At 34.2% G+C, this 21,237-nt stretch carries 19 protein-coding genes; 4 read left to right on the top strand and 15 right to left on the bottom strand.

Annotated elements, in window-relative coordinates; all coding sequences use genetic code 11:
• Positions 1 to 99 precede the first annotated feature (99 nt).
• Positions 100 to 1,980, top strand: coding sequence for an ATP-binding protein (locus tag Q0829_RS01840; RefSeq protein WP_298539241.1), 1,881 nt, complete (start codon positions 100 to 102; stop codon positions 1,978 to 1,980).
• 50 nt (positions 1,981 to 2,030) lie between these two features.
• On the opposite strand, the gene Q0829_RS01835 is transcribed toward Q0829_RS01840, so the two are convergent.
• Both Q0829_RS01835 and Q0829_RS01830 read right to left on the bottom strand, forming a co-directional pair.
• A complete protein-coding gene (locus Q0829_RS01835) occupies positions 2,031 to 2,519 on the bottom strand; it encodes a papain-like cysteine protease family protein (RefSeq protein WP_298539238.1) in 489 nt (162 codons plus the stop codon).
• Positions 2,520 to 2,674: 155 nt separating this feature from the next.
• Positions 2,675 to 3,499 (bottom strand): alpha/beta hydrolase, encoded by an 825-nt coding sequence (locus Q0829_RS01830; protein ID WP_298539235.1) that lies wholly within the window; start codon positions 3,497 to 3,499, stop codon positions 2,675 to 2,677.
• A 398-nt stretch (positions 3,500 to 3,897) separates the two neighbouring features.
• Here Q0829_RS01830 and Q0829_RS01825 point away from each other — a divergent pair, with 398 nt between their 5' ends.
• From Q0829_RS01825 to Q0829_RS01815, 3 genes are all read left to right on the top strand, one after another.
• Entirely contained in the window at positions 3,898 to 4,665 is a 768-nt protein-coding gene (locus Q0829_RS01825) for a DUF805 domain-containing protein (protein WP_298539233.1), read from the top strand.
• Positions 4,655 to 7,306, top strand: a complete 2,652-nt coding sequence (locus Q0829_RS01820; protein WP_298539230.1) for a hypothetical protein — start codon at positions 4,655 to 4,657, stop codon at positions 7,304 to 7,306. The genes Q0829_RS01825 and Q0829_RS01820 overlap by 11 nt, the downstream gene beginning before the upstream one ends.
• A 319-nt stretch (positions 7,307 to 7,625) precedes the next feature.
• A complete protein-coding gene (locus Q0829_RS01815; protein ID WP_298539228.1) occupies positions 7,626 to 8,621 on the top strand; it encodes a T9SS type A sorting domain-containing protein in 996 nt (331 codons plus the stop codon).
• Between the two features lie 40 nt (positions 8,622 to 8,661).
• Here Q0829_RS01815 and Q0829_RS01810 read toward each other — a convergent pair whose 3' ends face one another.
• From Q0829_RS01810 to Q0829_RS01750, 13 genes are all read right to left on the bottom strand, one after another.
• A complete protein-coding gene (locus Q0829_RS01810) occupies positions 8,662 to 9,129 on the bottom strand; it encodes a MaoC family dehydratase (RefSeq protein ID WP_298539226.1) in 468 nt (155 codons plus the stop codon).
• Between the two features lie 134 nt (positions 9,130 to 9,263).
• Entirely contained in the window at positions 9,264 to 10,001 is a 738-nt protein-coding gene (gene fabG / locus Q0829_RS01805) for a 3-oxoacyl-ACP reductase FabG (protein WP_298539224.1), read from the bottom strand.
• A gap of 166 nt (positions 10,002 to 10,167) precedes the next feature.
• Positions 10,168 to 11,145: an NADPH:quinone oxidoreductase family protein gene (locus tag Q0829_RS01800; protein WP_298539222.1), complete on the bottom strand. Its 978-nt coding sequence runs from the start codon at positions 11,143 to 11,145 to the stop codon at positions 10,168 to 10,170.
• 120 nt (positions 11,146 to 11,265) lie between these two features.
• Complete coding sequence (locus tag Q0829_RS01795; RefSeq protein ID WP_298539220.1) at positions 11,266 to 12,270, bottom strand: NADP-dependent oxidoreductase; 1,005 nt, start codon at positions 12,268 to 12,270, stop codon at positions 11,266 to 11,268.
• Positions 12,271 to 12,308: 38 nt separating this feature from the next.
• Positions 12,309 to 13,073 (bottom strand): enoyl-CoA hydratase/isomerase family protein, encoded by a 765-nt coding sequence (locus tag Q0829_RS01790; protein ID WP_298539218.1) that lies wholly within the window; start codon positions 13,071 to 13,073, stop codon positions 12,309 to 12,311.
• A gap of 38 nt (positions 13,074 to 13,111) precedes the next feature.
• Entirely contained in the window at positions 13,112 to 13,867 is a 756-nt protein-coding gene (locus Q0829_RS01785) for an SDR family NAD(P)-dependent oxidoreductase (RefSeq protein ID WP_298539215.1), read from the bottom strand.
• Positions 13,868 to 13,889: 22 nt separating this feature from the next.
• Positions 13,890 to 14,276: a hypothetical protein gene (locus tag Q0829_RS01780; RefSeq protein WP_298539212.1), complete on the bottom strand. Its 387-nt coding sequence runs from the start codon at positions 14,274 to 14,276 to the stop codon at positions 13,890 to 13,892.
• A 10-nt stretch (positions 14,277 to 14,286) separates the two neighbouring features.
• Entirely contained in the window at positions 14,287 to 14,925 is a 639-nt protein-coding gene (locus Q0829_RS01775) for a transglutaminase family protein (protein WP_366892477.1), read from the bottom strand.
• Between the two features lie 9 nt (positions 14,926 to 14,934).
• The gene (locus tag Q0829_RS01770) at positions 14,935 to 15,987 is read right to left on the bottom strand and encodes a phosphotransferase family protein (protein ID WP_298539210.1); all 1,053 of its coding nucleotides are present in this window, start codon (positions 15,985 to 15,987) and stop codon (positions 14,935 to 14,937) included.
• 3 nt (positions 15,988 to 15,990) lie between these two features.
• On the bottom strand, positions 15,991 to 17,205 hold the full coding sequence (locus Q0829_RS01765; protein WP_298539208.1) for an acyl-CoA dehydrogenase family protein: 1,215 nt from the start codon (positions 17,203 to 17,205) through the stop codon (positions 15,991 to 15,993).
• A 56-nt stretch (positions 17,206 to 17,261) separates the two neighbouring features.
• Complete coding sequence (locus Q0829_RS01760; RefSeq protein WP_298539205.1) at positions 17,262 to 18,038, bottom strand: glucose 1-dehydrogenase; 777 nt, start codon at positions 18,036 to 18,038, stop codon at positions 17,262 to 17,264.
• A 52-nt stretch (positions 18,039 to 18,090) separates the two neighbouring features.
• The gene (locus Q0829_RS01755; protein WP_298539201.1) at positions 18,091 to 19,905 is read right to left on the bottom strand and encodes an acyl-CoA dehydrogenase; all 1,815 of its coding nucleotides are present in this window, start codon (positions 19,903 to 19,905) and stop codon (positions 18,091 to 18,093) included.
• A gap of 331 nt (positions 19,906 to 20,236) precedes the next feature.
• On the bottom strand, positions 20,237 to 20,809 hold the full coding sequence (locus Q0829_RS01750) for a Crp/Fnr family transcriptional regulator (RefSeq protein ID WP_298539199.1): 573 nt from the start codon (positions 20,807 to 20,809) through the stop codon (positions 20,237 to 20,239).
• Positions 20,810 to 21,237: the final 428 nt, after the last annotated feature.

Genomic DNA, 21,237 nt, shown 5'->3' with positions numbered 1-21,237 from the left:
GCTAAGGGAATTATATACATTGATCATCTTTCGGGCTTTTATTATTAAAAAGACTATATCCTTCATCTATTGAAAAATAAAGGTGATTAATTATGTTTTATGGAGGCAATTAATTTTTATCAAATATCAATTTTTCTTTTACAGGGATTCGTTGTTTCCTTTTTAGTCTTAATTCTATTTCATTTTCGAAAAGTTACCGGTAACGGATTGTTATTTACTGCACTGGGTATGTTTCAGTTTATTCAGGTATTTACAGCTACTACCATGTACTTTGAAGTATATGATGGTATTATAGTATCTCCTGGCTCCTCTGTCTTGTTCTCGGTCACTCTTTTTTCTGTACTTATATTTTACATTAAAGAAGATGCCTTATTAACACGAAGACTTATTTATGCATTGGTAATTGCCAATTTGATGATTGTAATTCTTCTACTACTTTTTGGAATTAATTTAGAAGATTCTAATATGCATCAAGTATCATTCAGGATGTTATCAGACTTTTTTAACACAAATGTTTTCCTTTTAGTGTATGGTACCACACTCCTATTCATTGATTCGATTTTGATCATTTTTATCTTTGAATATATTTCGAAATATATCCAGTCCTTATTTTTAAGAATATTTATAACAATGCTTATCATCCTCTCCTTTGATGCCGTATTGTTTAGTGTAATAGGGTTTTGGAATACTGGTAATATATCCAGTGTTTTAATTTCTGGATTATCGTCCAAAATAGTAATGAGTTTCTACTACGGAATATTATTTACTATTTATATAAAATATTTTCAAAAAGAAGTATCAGAAAACAGCTATTCAACATTTAAAGACGTTTATCATTCCCTTACTTACCGACAAAAATTTGAAGAAGCAGAAAAAGTTATTCAACTTAGCGAAAGTCGATACCAAACACTTACAGACATATCACCTGTTGGTATATTTATGACTAAAGCAAATGGTAAAACTACTTTTGTAAATGAAAAGTGGTGCAAAATTGCTGGCTTATCACAACAAGAAGCGATGGATGACGGATGGCTTAAAGCAGTGCATCCTGAAGACAGAAAAAGACTACGATCTGGTTGGTATGACGATGCAAAAAGAAGAAATGCATCGCATGCCGAATATAGGTTTTTGCGTCCTGATGGAACAATCAAATGGGTATTAGGCCAAGCAATTCCTGAGTATAATGAAAAAAAAGAAATTATAGGATACGTAGGAACCGCAACAGACATTACTGAATTAAAACTTTATGAAATAGAACTCAATAAAATGAAAGATAAAGCCGAAGAAAGTGATCGTCTTAAGTCGGCTTTTTTAGCAAACATGAGTCACGAAATCCGTACTCCTATGAATGGTATATTAGGTTTTGCAGAATTACTTAAAGAACCTATACTTACGGGAGATGAACAACAATTATACATTAGTTTGATCGAAGAAAGTGGTGCTCGTATGTTAAACATCATCAGAGATATTATTGATATTTCTAAAATTGAGTCTGGACAGGTAAAGGTTTTTCTGTCTAAAGTAGATATTAATGAACAAGTAACTTATTTATATCAGTTCTTTAAACCAGAAGCAGATCGAAAAGAACTACAGTTATCATTTAGTAATCACTTACCAGATGATAGTGCGCTTATTAAAACCGATAAAGAGAAGTTTAATGCCATACTTACTAATCTGGTAAAGAATGCTCTTAAATACACTCCTGAAGGCTCCGTTTCGTTTGGCTATGAGGTAAAAGATGAGTTTTTACAATTTTATGTTAAAGACACAGGCATGGGTATTGCCAAAGATAGACAAAAAGCTATTTTCGAACGTTTTGTACAAGCCGATATTGAAAACAACTATGCCATAGAAGGAGCCGGTATAGGATTATCGATTGCCAAAGCTTATAGCGAAATGTTAGGCGGTAAAATCTGGTTAGAAAGCAAAAAAGATTTAGGAACAATTTTCTACTTTACCATTCCATACACTAAATCGTAACTAAAAAAAGGGTTATTGAATAATACGTTTACGTAACAAAAAGAACAAAACTACTTATTAAAAACAATAGTCTCTACCCAATAATTTCCTAATTCTTCATATTCCATTTCTTTCATTGCTCCTACCCAAGGATCTATTATTAAAACCGTTTCATCATCAGTATACCCAACAATCAATAAGGCGTGTGCTGCAAAATCACTATAGTTTTGAGTACCAATAAGAATAGGTCGATCACTATCTATTAGATCTTGTAATTCCACAAAAGTTAATTTGGGATCTTTTCCGAAAATTAGGCTTCTATATTCTGTATGAACATATGAAAAGTGAGAAGATATTTGTGGTTGCAAGGTGAATAAATCCAAACCTTGACCATCAGCCCCAAACATTTCATCTAGCTTTTTTTCTGACTGATGTAATCCATAACTCTGCAATGCCATTGATAAAGCTGCTGCCCAGCAATTATTCATGCCCTTCTGTTCCTCTGGCAGAATATAAAGTACTGAGGTCTTTTTTCTTTTAGTGTCTGTTACTTCATTCATAATGCTATTCTTTTGTGTTTATCTAAAAGTTGGTAGTATTTGGCAAAACATATTCCTATAATCACTAAAAGTAAACAAAATTAACATCATAGTAATAATAATGGGGTATGAATACACCTACAAAAACAAAACACAAACACCACAAAAACAACAACTTAATACTTTTCTTGAATCCAGGCAGTAATAGTAAGAATAAGTTTTTCTTTTTCTAAATCATTATGTAGCTCGTGATATCCACCATCAAAAGAGATAAAATCAATATAGTTTGTTTTTTTTGCAAATTCCTTACTAGCATTAAAATCTGTTATCTGATCTTCGGTGCCGTGCACTAATAAAACAGGAGTTTCTAATTGAGAAGCTTTAGTTATTGCCCAATCACCTGCTTTTATTATAGGTAAAGAAAAGTTAGCGCTTACTTTATCATGAACTAAAGGATCATTTTTATATTTATCCACTTCTTCTTTTATTCTAGAGATTGCTTTTACATCTAGTCCAGAAGGCAGTGTTACCGAAGGGGCTATTTTTTGGAATAATTTACCTATTGTCATTTTCCAAGCAGGCGGTTGAAATGCCAATCGTAAAAACGGGCTTGTTAGAATAGCTCCAGTAATTTTAGGGGCATTTCGTAGAATATAATTGATAACTAAGTTCCCGCCCATACTATGACCATACAGAAAAACAGGAAGATCACCTGCAATTTCGCTTGCCTTTTGACAAACAATATCTAAAACTTTCATTAATGCATCATAACTTGGGCAATGTCCCCTCTTACCAATACTCTTTCCGTGTCCGAAATTATCATAAGTAATAACCGCTATATGTTCCTTTAGTAATTTAGGAATCACATAATCCTCATACCTTGAAGAATATTCACCCATGCCGTGTACTAACAGAATCATTGCTTTACAGTCATCTGGTATCCAATACTGCCCAAATAATTCATGTTCTTTATATTCAAAAAAATATTCTTGATGTTGCATGGTTTAAATATACTATTAAAATAAAGCCTTCATACAACTAGATTAACATTATTAATACTTGATTTTGTATAAACAATTAAGGACAGTTTTATTTTTATTAATTATATACAGCTTTATGGTAAAAAATTATATATCGAGAGATAAAATCAGTACAAATTAAGTATTACTAGGTAACATTTTATATAGTTATGACACATACATTAAACCTAACTGTAATTCGACAAATGAATTTCTATTTTATTTTTCTTTTTTTTAATTATTGTTAATCAAAAAACTTTGATTAACAATAAGAGGATCACTAACAAGAATAGAGTTTAAATATGTCAATCATTAAAGTTTAAAAACATTAAAAAACATTTATATCCATTGATTATAAAAATATCCTAAGTCCCAGAAATATGTTCAAAAATCCATTTTCCTTCTCAGGGAGGATACGTCGGCTAGAATATGGCCTAAGTTACCTCATATTCATAGCATCCTTTTTTTTGATAGGAGTTATCACCGAAATTATACCAGAAGCAGAATCTTTAATAGTATTAATAATTTTACCTTCATACTGGTTTCTAATAGCACAAGGTTCCAAACGTTGTCATGATTTAGGAAATAGTGGTTTTTTTCAGTTGATTCCTTTTTACGGCCTTTTTATGCTATTCGAAGAAGGAAATTATGGAGTTAATAAATATGGTTACAATCCTAAAGAAATTGATGCCCCAATTGTTAAACGGGAACCATTCAAATTAAGAATACCATTACCTCCAGGAAAATCAAATATTAATATATTAAGTGAAATATTGTGTTTTGTTTTATTAAACACATTACTCATTCAGCTTTCAAATAATTATGTAGAAAAGGAATTTTTTAGTTTTTTGTGTATATTTATTTCTATACTCGTGTGTTTCTTCTTATTGTTAATATTTGCAAATAAGAAAAAGGCTTTGCCAGAATTTAACTCTTATTTATTTAGACAAAGATTAGCCTATTCTGCAATACTTTCAATAAGCATTTACTTATATAATCTTACTTTTAATTATACATCGTTTCAGTTAGAAGATATATCGTATGCTATCTTCTTAGCCTTGGTAATACTTGGTGTCACCTATCTTCCATTTTTAATCTACAAATCAATTTTTAAGAAAAGAAAGGAGGAAGTGGTATATGAAAACTAAGTACTACATCTGCACTTCTCTAATATTATTTGTTTTAATTCTCGTAGTTGGTTACTCAAACAAAGTAGAACTGAGTGATATAGTTATCTGGTCTGATAGGCCCGTAAATTGGTTAGATTTTCAGCAAGTAGAAGAGATTGATGATGACTTTGATGCTGCAATCTTTTCTGAAATATATTGCCCTAATATTATTAACGAAGATAATCCATTAGTATATGCATTTATGGATCCTAATCAATCGGAAAGATTAAAAGATTCTGTGCTGGATCCTCAATTGTTAAAACACGAACAATACCACTTTAACATTACAGAATATCACGCTCGTTTATTACGTAAACAAATCGTTAAAAAAGGAGAAGAAAACATTTCGACATCTACACTTCAAGAGTTATATGATATGTACGATAAAGAAAGAGCAAAAATGCAATCAGAATACGATGAAACTTCAGAACATAACGCAAACACACAAAAGCAAAGATATTGGGAACTTAAAATTGATGATTTACTCCGTCAAACAGCTTACTATAATGATCCAAATATTTATAACTACTACGACTTCACAAAACAAAGTACGGAATATTACAAGCATATTTATCATACACTAGAGCACGAAATTCTGACTTCACACCCAATCAGTAAAGCCGATCATAAGTATGGGAAATGTTATAAAGTAGAACGTAATGACAAAGAAGTAATCATCAAATATTATAAAAATGGAAAATTAACTAATGGAGGCATCTTTAAAACTGCTATTACTAAAATAATTAAACCTACAGATTCAATATCCGAGGTGCATCATTACAACAAAGATTTAACTCGAAATACTGTATTAAACAAATCCATTTCTAAAACTATATGGAATGCCAATAATGATATGACCATTTCATACTTTGATGAAAATGAAAACCCTATAGAATATAAATCCGTTCATAAAACTATTTGGAAATATGATTCCAAAACTAAAAATCGATATGCTAGTTATTATGATATAAATAAAAAGCCGACCACAAATAATGATCTTGTTTTTCATGAAAGAAGAGAATTTGACAGACATGGGAGAACCATTAAAATTTCCAATTTTAACTCTGAAGACGAACCTATGAACGACAAAGACTACATCTCAATTTATGACTATGTACTTGATGATTTTCATAAAATAAAAAGAACAAGATTATATGATAAAGGAGGTAGTTTTGCAACTCATTTGTCAGAATACAATCTACACTATAACTATGATGAAAGAGGTAATCTAGTAAAGTTTATGAATCTTGATAAAAATGGAGGTCAAACAGAAAATAATGAAGGAATATGTATGTATGAGTATTCCTATGATTTAAAAGATAATTATACCTCTGTTAGAACATATAACGCATCAGAATTACCCGTAATAGGAAATGATGATTACTTTATACAAGTATGGGATTACGATCATAAAAACAGGATTAAATTTACAGCTAAATACTATGATGGTTATGTATTGGCTTTTGATGACAATCGAAATGGTGCCATCAAATATGAATATATCAATGACTCGGTTCGAAATGTTTTAAATATAGACGTTTACAATACAATTTTCAAAAACGATTATGGGTATGCGATTAGAAAACAATACGCAAACAAAGATGAAGAAGTAGTCCGAGAGTTATTTCTAGACGAAAATGAATGTTTTGCAACTTCGGAAGATGGTATCGAAATACACGAATATGCTTATGACGAAAAAGGTAACTTAATTAAAGAAAAGAAGTTGGATTCTTTAGGTAAATTAAAACCTCACAATAAAGATGTAGCCATTACACATTGGGAATATGATCACCATAATAACAAAACCAAAACTACATATTATCAAACGGATAGTATACTGGCAAACGCAAATCAAAACGTTACGTATAACGTTTATACTTACAATAAAGACAATCTCTTTATAGAACGCACCAACTACGATAAAAATATGAACCCAGCATTATTAAACGGTGTGTTTAAAATAATATATGAATACAATAGTATTGGTAAAGATACGCTGGTTAAAGAATTTGACACACAAAATAAGTTGATCAAAGGGGTTTGTACCACTCATTACACCTACAACCAATATGGCAACATTACTCGTGAAACTTATTATAACTCTAGAAATCAAAAGGTTTCATATCAAAATGGAATAAATGCTATTGAATATTTATATGATAATCAACAACGTTATATTGGTCATAAGAATTACAATAGATTTGACAACCCTACTAATGATGGAAATGGTGTTTTTTACGAAAAAAAGACCCTGAATAGATCTGGTCATCTTATTTCTTATGAGTACTTCAATAAAAAAGGCTTCCCAGTTATTGGACCTAACGGATATCACAAAGTAATCTATGAGTATAATGATTCTGATTTGTTAATTAAAGAAAGTACCTACGATACCGACTTTAATTTGGTTAATGATAATAATGGTGTAGCAGAATACAAATATACCCGGGCTGCGTCAAGCCTCATAAAGACCATGAAATATTACGACAAAAATGGTGAGCCTACAGAAAATAAAAATGGTATTGCAGAAACAATCTATCTCGAAGCTATGAACGGTTTGTATTTTTTGGAAAAACAACTAGATATAAATGGAGAAGAAATAAAAAAAGATGTAGAGGAATAAAAATGATTCTGAAAATCAGATCATTACTTTTCCATATGCTAAATAAGTAAAATCGACCTAATCACAAAGACTATTTATTACACATTCTCGTTTTCATATTATTTCCAAAACTTCTTCTAAACAGTAATTTCTTTGAGCGATTGTATTTGGATGCTCCTATTAGCATTAATATTTTTTACTTTACAGGAATTATATCCATGTACCAAATTCCCTAAATTAGCTAATATTCATCCACAATATCCTGCGGTTTAAGCACAATTGAATGTTTTAATGAAATAGTGATCTTATTTTTGAATATAAACCATTAATTATTTCGATCATGAACACACAAAAAATACTTACACTAATTATTTGCGGGATATCATTCTTTGCAAACTCTCAATCTTATGAATTAAGTACATCTACAGGTCCGTATATTAACTTAATTAATAGCACATCTTTAAACGGTACAGCACCATGGGATGATCCTGAGTTTGCAATTCCAATTGGGTTTGATTTTGAATATTTTGACATTACGATGAATCAAATTTACATCGATGACTGGGGATTTGGAGCTGGGTTAACATCAAACCCAAATGAAACAGGAATTCTACCAGCATTAGTTGCTTATGGAGCTGATATTGTCGATAGAGCTTATGATGATAACAACCAGAATGCAACTACTGGTGCTTTATCAAATATCTCATACTTGGTTGAAGGCACTACCGGAAATAGAATATTAAAAATTGAGTGGAACAATGTAGGTTTCCTCTCGGATATAGTAGCAGATGGTATCTCTACTGATTTTACAAATTTTCAGTTATGGCTATTTGAAGGTTCTAATGATATAGAAATTCATTTTGGTCCCAATTCTATATCTGATCCAGATGAAGCCTTTGATGGAGAAACTGGTTCTTCAATTGTTCTAATTCCTGCTTATAACTTTGTAACAGACGTTATTGTAGAGAATGCCACTTTTTTATCCGGCAACCCTACTAACCCAACCGTAGTACTTTCGACCATAGATGACAATACTTTTCTGAATGGCGTAATTCCGAACGGAACTATTTATAAGTTTACAAGATCTACACTTAGTACGGAAGAATTTCAATCCGCTACGACGAAATTAGAACTATTTCCTAATCCTTCCAAAGATGCAATATCTCTTTCTGGTATAACAACTGACGAAAAGTATGAAATTTATAATCTGTTGGGAAATAAAATAGAAGAAGGCATCATTAATAAGAATGAAAGAATTAATATTCAAAATTATTCAAAAGGAGTATATCTAATTAAATTTGATAATAATCAAACGCTTAAATTCATTAAAAGTTAATTGTTGAATACCTTAAAAATCTCTTATGTTTGAAAGAGTGTTATCCTTCAAACATAAGAGATACAAATTCGGCTACACAAGCGGGTTTATCTACTCCTTCTATTTCTACGGAACAATCCCAGGTGATCTTTAATCCATTTTCTGCATACGATTCAATCATCTGGATACTGCTATGCAACCTTAATTTACTATCCACCAAAACTGGATGTGGAAATCGTACTTTATTCAATCCATAATTAACTCCCATGGCAAAACTTTCTATATGAATAAGATCCATCAACATTTTGGATAATAAAGAAACAGACAGAAAACCGTGTGCAATTGGTTTCTTAAAAGGTGATTCTTTTTTGATCCGTTCCAGATCTACGTGCACCCACTGAAAATCCTGTGTCGCTTCCGCAAAGGCATTAATCATCTTCTGGGTGACAGTAAGCCACTCTCCTGTTGGTAACGACTTCCCTTCATGCGTTTTAAACTCTTCAAAATTTTTACAAATTAGTTGATTCATGATTTTTATTGTTATATGATCTTCAAAAATCTATTCTCGATACCCTCCATAGGCGGGCAGGCTATCCTTATTATCATAAATCTGAATACTTGAATTGAAGATTTTTTTTAAACTTTAATTGAAACACTTGCAACCTATCTCGAGATTCCTCCATCAATAGTTAGACAAATACCGGATACATAAGATGCTTCATCTGATGCCAGATACAAGTATCCATATGCTATATCTAAAGGTGTAGCTGCTTTTTTTAGAGGAATTTGTGATTTAATGCCTTCGATATGTTCTGCTGGTATTTGCTCTGTCATTTCGGTTAAGGTAAAACCTGGTGCCAGCGCATTTGCTGTAATGCCGTACTTCCCTAATTCCATTGTCCAGGTTTTAGACATGGCTATTACTCCTGCTTTTGTAGCTGCATAATTTGTTTGTCCAAAATTACCGCGTAATCCCACATTAGATGCAGCAGAAACGATTCGTCCATACCCCGCTTCTTTCATATATTGGGAAACCACTTGTGTACACAGAAAAACACCTTTTAGGTTTACATCAATTACCGCATCCCACTCGGCTTCACTCATTTTATGAAGAGTACGGTCTTTTGTAATACCAGCGTTATTAATCAAGATATCTATTTTACCATATTTTTTATGGATTCTTTCGGCTTCAGCTTCAATAGCTGTTTTATCTGTTACAGAAATATTAGTAAACTCTGCAACTTGATCTTTTGCTGCAATAGCAGCTGCAACACTTTCTCCTTCAGTTAGCAAATCCCATATAACTACGGTTGCTCCTTCCTGAGCAAACAATTCGGATATAGCTTTACCTATTCCTCTGGCTCCACCAGTAATAATCGCTACTTTATTTTTTAGTCTCATATATTTAATTACTATTTATAAAAAGTCAATTATCTTTAAATTAAAAATGCCGTCACACCGAGCGGAGTCGGGGTGTAATCAAACAATTATTCCCCTCGACTCCGCTCGGGAAGACAGAAAGAAAAACCCAACAATAATTAACCTTTTTTCATTATTCTATTTTTCTCTAAGAACACTGAATCACTACTTTCCCTCTTACCTTTCGTTCCATCATTTCTTCTAAGGCATTAGGAGCTTGGTCTAGCGGATATATCTTATGAATATGTGGTTTTAGTTTGCCTTCTCCCAACCATTGCATTAACTGCATGGTATTCTCTAAATTTTTCTTAGGGGTTTTCATGGCAAAATTACCCCAGAACACTCCTACTATAGAACAGCCTTTCAGTAATGTAAGGTTCAAAGGTATTTTAGGAATATGTCCTGCTGCAAAACCGATAACCAGATATCTGCCTTCCCAGGCAGTAGCACGCAATGCGGATTCAGAATAATCACCACCAACCGGATCATATACTACATCAGCACCTTTTCCATCGGTGAGTTCTTTGATTCTCGACTTTAGTTCTTCAGTTTTATAATTAATGACTTCATCAGCTCCATATTCCTTGCATAACTTAAGTTTCTCATCAGAAGAAGCCGCAGCAATTACTTTGGCACCCATCAGTTTTCCTAATTCTACAGCTGCCAGACCTACACCTCCAGATGCTCCTAAAACTAATAGAGTTTCTCCTTCTTTTAGTTTTGCTCTATCTTTTAATGCGTGATACGATGTTCCGTAGGCGATCATAAAAGATGCTGCAATCGGAAAATCCATTTTTGGCGGTTTTTTAAAGCATACATTAGCTGGCACCGCCACTTCTTCTGCATATCCGCCTTGCATCACAAATCCAAAAACGGCATCTCCTACCTTAAGATGCTTAACTCCTGATCCTACTGCTTTCACTATCCCTGCCACATCACTTCCTGGTGTGAATGGTAATTCTGGTTTAAACTGATATAATCCCTGAATGATCAAGGTGTCAGGAAAATTAACTCCACAGGCCTTAACGGTCACTAGGACTTCGTGGTCCCTAGCCACTGGGCTTTCTATATCTTTTACTGCCAAATTAGATGGCGGTCCATATTGTTTACATACTATTGCTTTCATAGTAGTTGGTTAGTTTTTGAGTGATTGAATAAACCTATTGTTATTTAGATAATTTTTAGGCAAAATTCTATTCTCGATACACTTCTCCTAATGTCGAAGCACTCGAATTGACGGATTTTATTATTCTTCAATAACTTTTAATACTAGTTTTCCCATTTTATCTCCAGAAAAAAGGCGTAAGAATGTTTCGTGGAAGTTTTCGATTCCATCATAAATATCTTCTTTGGTTTTAAGCTTTCCATGAGCAATCCAGCCTCCCATTTCCATGGCTGCCTTGCCATAATCTTTAGCATAATCCATAACCACCATCCCTTGCATTGTCGCACGATTTACTAATAACGACAAGTAGTTTTTAGGTCCTCTCATATCCTCCATATTGTTGTATTGTGATATAGCTCCGCAAATCACAATTCTTGCTCGCATTCGAAGTCTTGACAAAGCGGCATCCAGAATTTCTCCTCCAACATTATCAAAATACACGTCAATACCTTTTGGGCATTCACGTTTGACAGCATCATAAATATCTTCAGATTTATAATCAATCGCAGCATCAAAGCCTAATTCATTTACTACGTAGTCACATTTATCCTTTCCTCCTGCAATTCCAACAACGCGACAACCTTTGATTTTGGCAATCTGTCCAACGACACTGCCCACAGCTCCTGCTGCTCCGGAAACTAACACGGTATCTCCTTCTTTGATTTTACCTACTTCCAAAATCCCGAAATATGCCGTCATTCCTGGCATTCCTAAGGTACCTATATACAAAGGCAAAGATGCTAAGCTAGGATCTACAGCATACCAATTATCGCCATTAGTCACTGTATACTGCTGTACACCACCCCAACCAGTTAGATAATCACCTTCTTTAAATTTTGGATGATTATTGGATTTTATCACTTTTCCGATAGAACCAGCACGCATGACATCATCCAATTCAACAGGTTCAATATAGGATTTACCTTCACGCATCCAACCTCTCATTGCCGGGTCTAATGAAATATAATGATGTTGTACCAGTACTTCTCCTTCTGCAGGTTCAGGAATTGGATTGTCTTGTAGTTCCCAAGTATTTTTATCTGGTAGTCCTTCTGGACGGTTTTTTAAGATGATTTGCTTGTTCATTGTGTAATATTTTGTGTATTAAAAAGATTTTAATTTGTTTATTTTTTCTGAAGGCTCTCTACAAAAGCTTTCATTTTTGCTCTTATTTCCGGTTTCCACCAAAGGGAAATCGCTTGTTCCAGATCAATTTTAGGATCTTCCTCCATACCTTCTAACCAATCTTTACGGAGTTTGTACTTTGTATTCTTAAAAATATCCTCATCTGCTTGCAAATATTGCTTCATTTTGGCTTCGGCCTTAGGCAATACTTCTTCTAAATCGCATACCTCATTGACCAACCCTGAAGTAAGGGCTTCTTCTACATTTAATAACTTTCCTCCCAAAATAAATTCATTTGCTTTCCCTTCTCCTAACCAATATGAATATCCTCTAATAAGGTTATTAGAAATCTGAATATTTACCGCCACTTCATTTAATCCTATAGTATACTTTTCTCCTTCTGCCATAATCCTGTGATCTGCTGTAATCGCAATTACGCATCCTCCTGCAGGAGAATATCCGGTAATGGCACATATAAAAGGTTTGGTGAATTTGGCTAACTGAATATACATGCCTCCAAAATCGTTAAAGAACTCATTCATCTTTGGCTTATCATAACTATACAATTCAATCACATCTAAACCTGCCGAAAAGAAATGTGGAGTCCCTGTAATAATAACTCCTTTTACAGTATCATCGGCTTCTAAATCAGTAAAAGCTTGTCTTATTTCTTTTGTCATTTGATGGTTAATTGCATTCACTTTACCTCTGTTCAGCTGAACAATAGCATAGTTATGTTTTCTTTCTATTTTTATGGTTTGCATTCTTAGTAATTACTTGACTTAGTATTTGATTAATCTTTTTATAGAGAAGTTCCTCCGTCCAGAGTTATAGTCTGACCCGTTATGAATTTAGTACTATCAGAAGCTAACCAAACCACGGCTTCAGCAATTTCTTCTGCTTGTCCGTACCGTTTCATTGGGATCACACTTTTTAGCATCTGATCCATATCTGGTCGTACGGATAACAATTTACTTAATAAAGCAGACTCTGTATATCCGGGACATACTGCATTAATCCTTATGTTTCTAGTTGCATATTCCAGTGCTGCGGATTTAGTCATTCCAACTACAGCAAATTTACTGGCACTATAAGACAAGTTATTAAGCGAAGCCTTTAGACCTGCTAATGAAGCAAGGTTAACGATGTTTCCATGACCTTGTTTTGTCATCTGTTGCAATGCTAGTTTCATGCAATAGAATACTCCTGTTTGATTGACAGCAATCACACTGTCCCAATCTTCTAAGGTATACTCTCCTGTTTTTGCCATATTTCTGGGGCCAATTCCAGCATTGTTTACGATCACATCTAGCTGTCCAAACTGTGTTACTGTTTCGTTAATCAATTGTTCTACTTCTTCAAATTTTGCAACATTGGCTGTAATCACTATTGCTTTTCCTCCATCATTACTAATTTCATCTGCAATGCTTTGTGCTCTTGTTTCATTAATATCAGAAACGATCACTGTAGCCTGATGTTTTGCAAAATGTTTAGCGGTAGCGGCTCCGATTCCTGAACCTGCTCCAGTGACTATTACTACTTTATCTTTTACTTGCATGTTATTATTTACGTTGGTTGTTTTATTTTTCTTTACACAAAATCAATCTGGAATCTGCCAAAGCACGACTACGCATTTCTGCCGGATATCCTTCTTTAGTGATCATCGCCAAAAATTCTTGCTTGCTTTCATATTCCACAATTAGTATTTTATCCCATTCTATGGTATTCTCCGGACCTATTAAACCAAACAGGGGTTTCCCTTGATATACTACCTTGGCTTTAGTATTTTCAAAAAATGGAACTATAGCATTCAGATATTGTGCATAAGCTTCTGCTCCACTGGTTCCAGTTTCTTCTACAACGTCTTTAAATTTGAGCAAATTAATCATCTGAAAAGCCCCATCGACTGGGAACTCCATAAAATCATGAAATTGTTTTTGAGTAATCCCTGTATGTATATTATTCATAAAAGTTATTTTATAATCTTATTTCGGTTTGTCCTTCGTATATTTTGGTGATTTCGGAATAATGTTCTTTCATATTATTTAATATAAAATCAAATGGTACATCGTCAAAATGTCCATAATCCTCCAAATATTCCATGAAAATCCCTCCTTGATTATCATATTCCTGAAACATTGAATCCTGTTCTCCATTAAACTCTAATGGAGCAACATTACACTTTTCACATAATGCTTTATTAAAAGCAGGAGAAGCTTTGACCCATTTTCCATCCAGATAGATATTGACCATTCCATGTGGTGTTAGTTCATTGGTTCCAAATTTTTCTATCAAACGTTCTACTCCAATATGATTCTTTACTTTAGCAAGATGAATTCTTGCTGGTATTCTCAAAGCTCGTAAACAAGCTATTAAGAGAATAGATTTATCAAGGCAATGCCCATTTTGTTTTCCTGCAGTCCTACTTGCTTTATACCCTTCTTTAGAAAAACTAATATGATATGGATCATACCACCAGTCGTCTCTTACTTTAAGATATAACCGTATCGCTTTTTCCTTAGGTGTTAATGAATCCGTTTTAAATTCTTTAATAACGTTTTGGACTTCATCCGTTTCATAATCAAAAAAGTATGTTGCTGCTAAATAATCCATCATATACTCTATTTAATCTATTTTCTTCGTTTGAATGGCTTGCCAAGCCAAATTGCATAGCAATTCTGCTGCTTTGTTTAGCTGTGCAAATCGAGGATCGGTGGTTAATCCCTTATTGTATCGGTAATAAATCTGCTGGGCAATTACAGCAATCTTAAAAAGTCCGAATGCATAATAAAAGACAAGGTGATCCACTTCTCTTCCACTTTTTTGTGCATATAACGCTACGATTTCACTTCTACTTGGGTTTCCTTCCATAATTGTAGGTGATGGAATCCCTTGCTGTACAAATGCATGATCACTGTTCATAGTCCAATATCCAAGAGAGGTTCCTAAATCCATTAACGGATCTCCCAGTGTTGCCATTTCCCAGTCTAGCACAGCTATTACTTCGTTCCAGCTATCATCTTTAAAAACTACATTATCATATTTAAAATCATTATGTACCAAACTATACCGATAGTCTTTGGGCTGATGTTCTTCCATCCATTTCATCACCTTCTCCGCTGCAGGTACATCATCTGTTGCTGCGTTTAGATATTGTTTCCCCCAGTTCAGTACTTGTCTTCCAACATATCCTTCCGGTTTACCTAAATCTTCTAATCCTACTGCCTTGTAATCTATATTATGAAGTTCTACAAATGTATTCAACCAGGAATCTGCAATGGTTTTAAAATCACTTGCAGGAACATTTCTTTTTTTAGCTTCACGAGCACTCAGAATAATGCCATCTACCTTTTCCATAATATAAAAAGGACAGCCTAATATACTTTCATCATCTGTAAAAGCATACATTTTGGGAACTTTCGGAAATGCTTTGTATACACCAGATTGCACTTTAAACTCTCGACCCATATCGTGACCTCGTTTAATAGCACCAAATGGTGGACGACGTAATACATATTCTTTATCTTCTATTTGTAACAAATAGGTAAGATTAGAATATCCGTGTGTGTATTGTTCTACTTTCCAATCACTTTGATGATCATTGATCAATCCATTTTCATGAAGGAATGGTTTTAAAGTCTTCTCGTTTAGTTCTTCACCTTTGCGTACGTTTTGCATATTTTATTCTGAATATTTTTTAATTACGCTTTTCCCTAACTGGTACATATGTACTTCATCTGGCCCATCTGCTAAGCGCAACATCCTGGCAGCCACAAAGAAATGAGCTAAAGGTGTGTCGGGTCCTACTCCTTTTCCGCCATGTATTTGCATAGCTCTATCAATTACTGCCAAGGCCATATTAGGAGCTACTATTTTTATCATCGCGATTAAATCTTTGGACGCTTTATTACCGAATTTATCCATTTTATCTGCTGCAGAAAGTGTTAGTAATCTGGCTTGTTCGATTTCGCATTGTGATTGGGCAATCTCTTGCCGAATACTGCTATAATCTTTGAACGTTTTTCCGAACGCTATACGTTCTGCTGCACGTTTAGACATCAATTCTAAGGATCGTTGTGCAATACCTATTAAACGCATACAATGATGAATACGTCCCGGGCCTAATCTACCTTGTGCAATTTCGAATCCTCTTCCTTCTCCCAAAATTAAATTCTCTTTGGGTACTCGTACATTATCCAAAACAATCTCTGCATGACCTTCTGGAGAATCATAGAACCCAAATACTGATAAAGGTCTGACAATCTTTAATCCTGGAGTATCCATCGGCACCAATACCATACTTTGCTGTTGGTGTCTCGGAGCATCGGGATTTGTTTTTCCCATCACGATAGCAACTTTACAATGAGGATTCATTCCTCCAGAAGACCACCATTTTGTACCGTTAATTACATATTCATCACCATCCTTAATAATAGAAGTCTCAATATTCGTAGCATCCGAGGAAGCCACCTGAGGTTCTGTCATTAAAAAAGCAGAACGGATATCTCCATTCATTAATGGTTTTAACCATTGTTTCTGTTGCTCTGGAGAACCGTACTTGGCTAATACCTCCATATTTCCGGTGTCGGGAGCACTACAGTTAAATATTTCTGAGGACCACAATATGCGTCCCATAATTTCTGATAATGGCGCATACTCCAGATTTGTTAATCCAGGACTTAGCGTTCCATAACTTTTGGGTAAAAACAAGTTCCATAATCCGGCTGCTTTGGCTTTTGTCTTTAAATCTTCCATTCCTGGCCAAGGTTTCCATCGGTTATCTGGATTATAGAGAAAAGCATTTACTTCTTCTTCTACGGGTAGTATGTGTTCTTCAAAAAAAGCTGTTAGCTTTTGTTGGAGTTCTATAGTTTTTTCTGAATACTCAAAATTCATTCTGTACGTATATTATTATGTTTTTATGACGAGATTTTGATTTAACAATAAATTAGTTACCCCGCAATCATATAACCTCCATCTGCATTGTACACACTACCTGTCATATAAGCTCCTGCTTCTGAAGCTAGCAAACAAACCATACCGGCCATCTCATCAGGCATTCCCATGCGTGAGGTTGGTAATGTTTTTTCTATTTTATTCAGTAATTTTTCGTTTTGCCAAAGTGCAGCACTAAACTTGGTTTTGATCAATCCTGGACATAATACATTAGCACGAATTCCGTATTGCCCCCATTCTTTTGCCTGGTTCTTCGTAAGCATTAGCAAAGCTGCTTTGCTGGTACTATATAATCCTAAACCTGCTCCAGGATGCAATGCCTCAACCGAAGCAATATTAATAATACTGCCACCACCACGCTCTTGCATAGAAGGCAAGATTAGATTGGATAACATCCAGGGAGCTTTTACATTAACATCCATAATCTTATCGAATACTTCTTCTTCTGCATCTTCAATAGGTCCGTAAATAGGGTTAATTGCTGCATTATTCACTAAAATATCAATTCCGCCATAATGCTCGATTGTCTTTTGAACCAGATGTTTTCGCTGATCTGCTTTACCAATATGACAAGCAATCCCAACCGCTTCTAATCCAGCTGCTTTAAACTCCGCTGCAACTTCATCCACAGCTTCCTGACTACGACTACTTATTACTACTTTAGCACCATGTTCTGCCAATCCTTGTGCAATTGATTTTCCGATTCCTTTGCTAGAGCCTGTGACTATGGCTACTTTTCCTTCTAAATTAAATGATTGTTTTATACTGTTCATTATGTAGTTAATGAATTAATGTTTTAATGATAAAATGATTTCTTTTTCTTTTCTAATTAAAAACTTCTTTCTCGCCTAAGATTGTCAATACCTCTTCATCCATAAGAATCTCAGCCAGGCCACTGGTTTTTGGTAGTTCATACTTGAAATAGAATTTCATTGCGTGAATCTTGCTTTCATAAAACTCTTCAGAATAGGTTTTCTTTCCAGTTATAATAGCATTTTTAGCATGTACTGCCATATCTAACCAGATCCAGGCCATGGTAATATTACTAAAGTACTCCATAAATGGTGTGGCATCTGATAGAAAACGTTCATAATCCCCTTTTTTAGCAAAACCAACCAGGAATCCAATCACTTTCTGAGTCAATAACAGTTTTTCACCTAACGTATTTGCATATCTTCTTAAATCATCATATTCTGATGCTTGTCGGATCGTTTGCATGATTTCATTATTTAGTAATTCTAATGCTTTTCCGTTTTCCATTAGAAGTTTTCTTCCTAATAAATCCTGAGATTGTATCCCTGTTGTTCCTTCATAGATAGGAAAAATACGAATATCTCTATGATATTGTTGTAGTATAAAATCAGAACAGAATCCATAACCTCCCAATACTTGTAACCCATTTGAAACTGCATGGGCACCCATATCCGATGGATACGTTTTTACCATAGGAATGATTAGTTCCAATAACAAACTATACTTTTCTTTTTCGGTTTCATCTTTTAACGTTTCTTTGAAATCATAATATTTTGAAGCTAATAGTACCAGGCTTAAGGAGCCTTCTGCAATTACTTTTTGCAGTAAAAGCATTCTACGTACATCAGGATGATTAATGATCAACGTTTGTCCTTGCTCCGGATCTTTTTTACCTGTACTGGCTAATTTTCTACCTTGTGGGCGTTCTTTTGCATATTCTAATGAAGCTTGATACGCAGCGGTAGCTATCGCCGCTGCTCCTCGTCCTACCGCAATACGAGCTCCATTCATCATCAAAAACATATATTTAAGCCCTTGATGTGCTTCTCCTACCAACCAACCTTTACAATCATCGGCATCTCCAAAACCTAAATGTGTAGTACAATATCCGCGCTGACCCATTTTTTGGAAATCTGCAACTGTGGTTACATCATTAGCCACCAAACCACCATTTCCATCAGGACGTTTTTTTGGAACAATAAATAATGATATTCCTTTAGTTCCTGCTGGTGCTCCTTCGATACGAGCTAACACCAGATGCACAAAGTTATCTGCATATTGATGATCTCCACCAGAGATAAAAATTTTCTGTCCTAAGATTTTATAGGAACCATCATCTTGAGGTGTTGCTTTCGTCACCACATCTGATAACGAACTACCAGCTTGTGGTTCTGTTAGACACATAGTTCCTCCCCAATTTCCGGAAAGCATATTAGGGACATAGGTGTCATTTAACTCTTTATTAGCAAAATGGATAATCAATTCTGCAGCGCCAAGGGTCAGGCCTACATAACCTGGCAAATGGTTATTAGCTGCATCCTGAATAAAAGCAGATGCTGTATAAATCATCATCGGTAACTGTAATCCTCCTGCATCATAATCGAAAGTCCCGGAAATGAGTCCCATCTCACCTCCTTTTTTCATCATTACCTCTACTTGTTTATGAACTACTACACCTCCATCTTTATGATAAGCAGGGTTTTCGTCCATTTCTTTAAAATATGGAAATAATTCTCGATCAGAGAATTCTTTTACCGAATTTAGAAAAAGGTCTAGCGATTCTTTATCGTGATCTGCAAAACGATCTTGCTGCAATACTTCTTCTAATTGATGAACATCATATAAAAGGTATTTAAGCGTATCTAAGTCTATATATTCTTTAGCCATTGTGTGAAGTTTTAAGAGATTGATTATTGACAACACAATAAATTTCGTGAATATTTAGTAGATTCTAATTAAACTGGTTTAATAAATATGAATTTTAAGATATTCTTTGGTTTTTGTATGCCAAAACCCCTCACCTTAATCCTCTCCCCAAGGAGAGGAAACTCATCTCTTTATTTGGTATACCAAAACAGACAGACGAAGTATGGTTTCCAGCAATCGCTTCTTGTAGATAGTAAAATCTCGATTATAACCCGTCTTGAGCTTCCTCCATAAGTCGACAAGTATCAAAAGACTTGAGGTGACAGAATGGGAATTAGCAGAGAAATAATAATTATTGCTTACTCAGTCTTTTACGGATTTTAGAGAGCCCTACAGGTGTTAATCCTAGATAGGAAGCTATTAGGTATTGAGGAACACGCTGAAAAAGTGACGGACGTTTCTCTAGTAGTTGTAAATAACGTTCTTGGTTTGATAAATTTTTGATTCGATTAATACGCTGAAAGTTATTGATAAAAGCTTTTTGCATGGACAATCGTCCAAAACGTTCTAAAGCGTGCGAATGATCAAAAACCTTTAATGCATCTGATTTAGAAATAACATACACTATAGAATCTTCTGTAACTTTCAGATATGATTCTGATGGAATTTCTTCTATATAAGGATACAGATCTGTAAAGAAAGAACCATCTGTATAAAATTCCATAACTCTAGTAATTCCTTCTTCTATGGTATAAAAGGTGACGCATCCCTTCTTCATAAAATAAAAATCCCGAATGTACTGACCGGGTTGTACCAGAAACTTCCCTTTTTTCAAGGTTTCCTTTTTATAAAACTGTAGTCCGAACTCCATATCTGAGTCACTAACCGGAGTAAAGGAGCGTATTTTTTGTTCTAAATCTTTCAAAGTATCTGGCTATGATGGCGAAAGAACAAAATATTTGGGTATTGAGCAAGCGTAGTAGAAGTTATCCTAGAATATTAGTAATCATTTCATAAATCTAGAGATACTTTTTTGTTTTCCGTACACTCAGCTTGTCGAAGTGCAAAGAAAAACAAAAAGAGGTTGTTTATGGGAAACAACCTCTTTCACTATTTATAAACTACACTAAACAATTTATTATTATTTACGGATCGCATAGCTAGATGCGCCGGGAAGATCTCTTAAGAAATCTAAAACATTTTTTAAAATAAGGTCAATAGAAGAATAAAGATGATTCATAACTGTGTGATTTAAGGTTTAACTGAAGTAAATATACGAAGTTATTAACATATAATCAACATTATCAGCAAGTTAATGTTAATAATTATATGTAAAACTTATTTTAATCGATT

It is taken from the genome of uncultured Aquimarina sp. (genome assembly GCF_947492405.1).
Taxonomy (GTDB): Bacteria; Bacteroidota; Bacteroidia; order Flavobacteriales; family Flavobacteriaceae; genus Aquimarina.
The sequence above is the reverse complement of the archived record's forward strand: the minus strand, read 5'-3'. Positions and strand labels throughout refer to the sequence as shown.

What these genes read in the sequence shown, in the direction of transcription:
- Q0829_RS01840 (WP_298539241.1), top strand. Translation starts at nt 100, where the DNA reads ATGGAGGCAATTAATTTTTATCAAATATCAATTTTTCTTTTACAGGGA.
- Q0829_RS01835 (WP_298539238.1), bottom strand. Translation starts at nt 2,519, where the DNA reads ATGAATGAAGTAACAGACACTAAAAGAAAAAAGACCTCAGTACTTTAT.
- Q0829_RS01830 (WP_298539235.1), bottom strand. Translation starts at nt 3,499, where the DNA reads ATGCAACATCAAGAATATTTTTTTGAATATAAAGAACATGAATTATTT.
- Q0829_RS01825 (WP_298539233.1), top strand. Translation starts at nt 3,898, where the DNA reads ATGTTCAAAAATCCATTTTCCTTCTCAGGGAGGATACGTCGGCTAGAA.
- Q0829_RS01820 (WP_298539230.1), top strand. Translation starts at nt 4,655, where the DNA reads ATGAAAACTAAGTACTACATCTGCACTTCTCTAATATTATTTGTTTTA.
- Q0829_RS01815 (WP_298539228.1), top strand. Translation starts at nt 7,626, where the DNA reads ATGAACACACAAAAAATACTTACACTAATTATTTGCGGGATATCATTC.
- Q0829_RS01810 (WP_298539226.1), bottom strand. Translation starts at nt 9,129, where the DNA reads ATGAATCAACTAATTTGTAAAAATTTTGAAGAGTTTAAAACGCATGAA.
- fabG (WP_298539224.1), bottom strand. Translation starts at nt 10,001, where the DNA reads ATGAGACTAAAAAATAAAGTAGCGATTATTACTGGTGGAGCCAGAGGA.
- Q0829_RS01800 (WP_298539222.1), bottom strand. Translation starts at nt 11,145, where the DNA reads ATGAAAGCAATAGTATGTAAACAATATGGACCGCCATCTAATTTGGCA.
- Q0829_RS01795 (WP_298539220.1), bottom strand. Translation starts at nt 12,270, where the DNA reads ATGAACAAGCAAATCATCTTAAAAAACCGTCCAGAAGGACTACCAGAT.
- Q0829_RS01790 (WP_298539218.1), bottom strand. Translation starts at nt 13,073, where the DNA reads ATGCAAACCATAAAAATAGAAAGAAAACATAACTATGCTATTGTTCAG.
- Q0829_RS01785 (WP_298539215.1), bottom strand. Translation starts at nt 13,867, where the DNA reads ATGCAAGTAAAAGATAAAGTAGTAATAGTCACTGGAGCAGGTTCAGGA.
- Q0829_RS01780 (WP_298539212.1), bottom strand. Translation starts at nt 14,276, where the DNA reads ATGAATAATATACATACAGGGATTACTCAAAAACAATTTCATGATTTT.
- Q0829_RS01775 (WP_366892477.1), bottom strand. Translation starts at nt 14,925, where the DNA reads ATGATGGATTATTTAGCAGCAACATACTTTTTTGATTATGAAACGGAT.
- Q0829_RS01770 (WP_298539210.1), bottom strand. Translation starts at nt 15,987, where the DNA reads ATGCAAAACGTACGCAAAGGTGAAGAACTAAACGAGAAGACTTTAAAA.
- Q0829_RS01765 (WP_298539208.1), bottom strand. Translation starts at nt 17,205, where the DNA reads ATGAATTTTGAGTATTCAGAAAAAACTATAGAACTCCAACAAAAGCTA.
- Q0829_RS01760 (WP_298539205.1), bottom strand. Translation starts at nt 18,038, where the DNA reads ATGAACAGTATAAAACAATCATTTAATTTAGAAGGAAAAGTAGCCATA.
- Q0829_RS01755 (WP_298539201.1), bottom strand. Translation starts at nt 19,905, where the DNA reads ATGGCTAAAGAATATATAGACTTAGATACGCTTAAATACCTTTTATAT.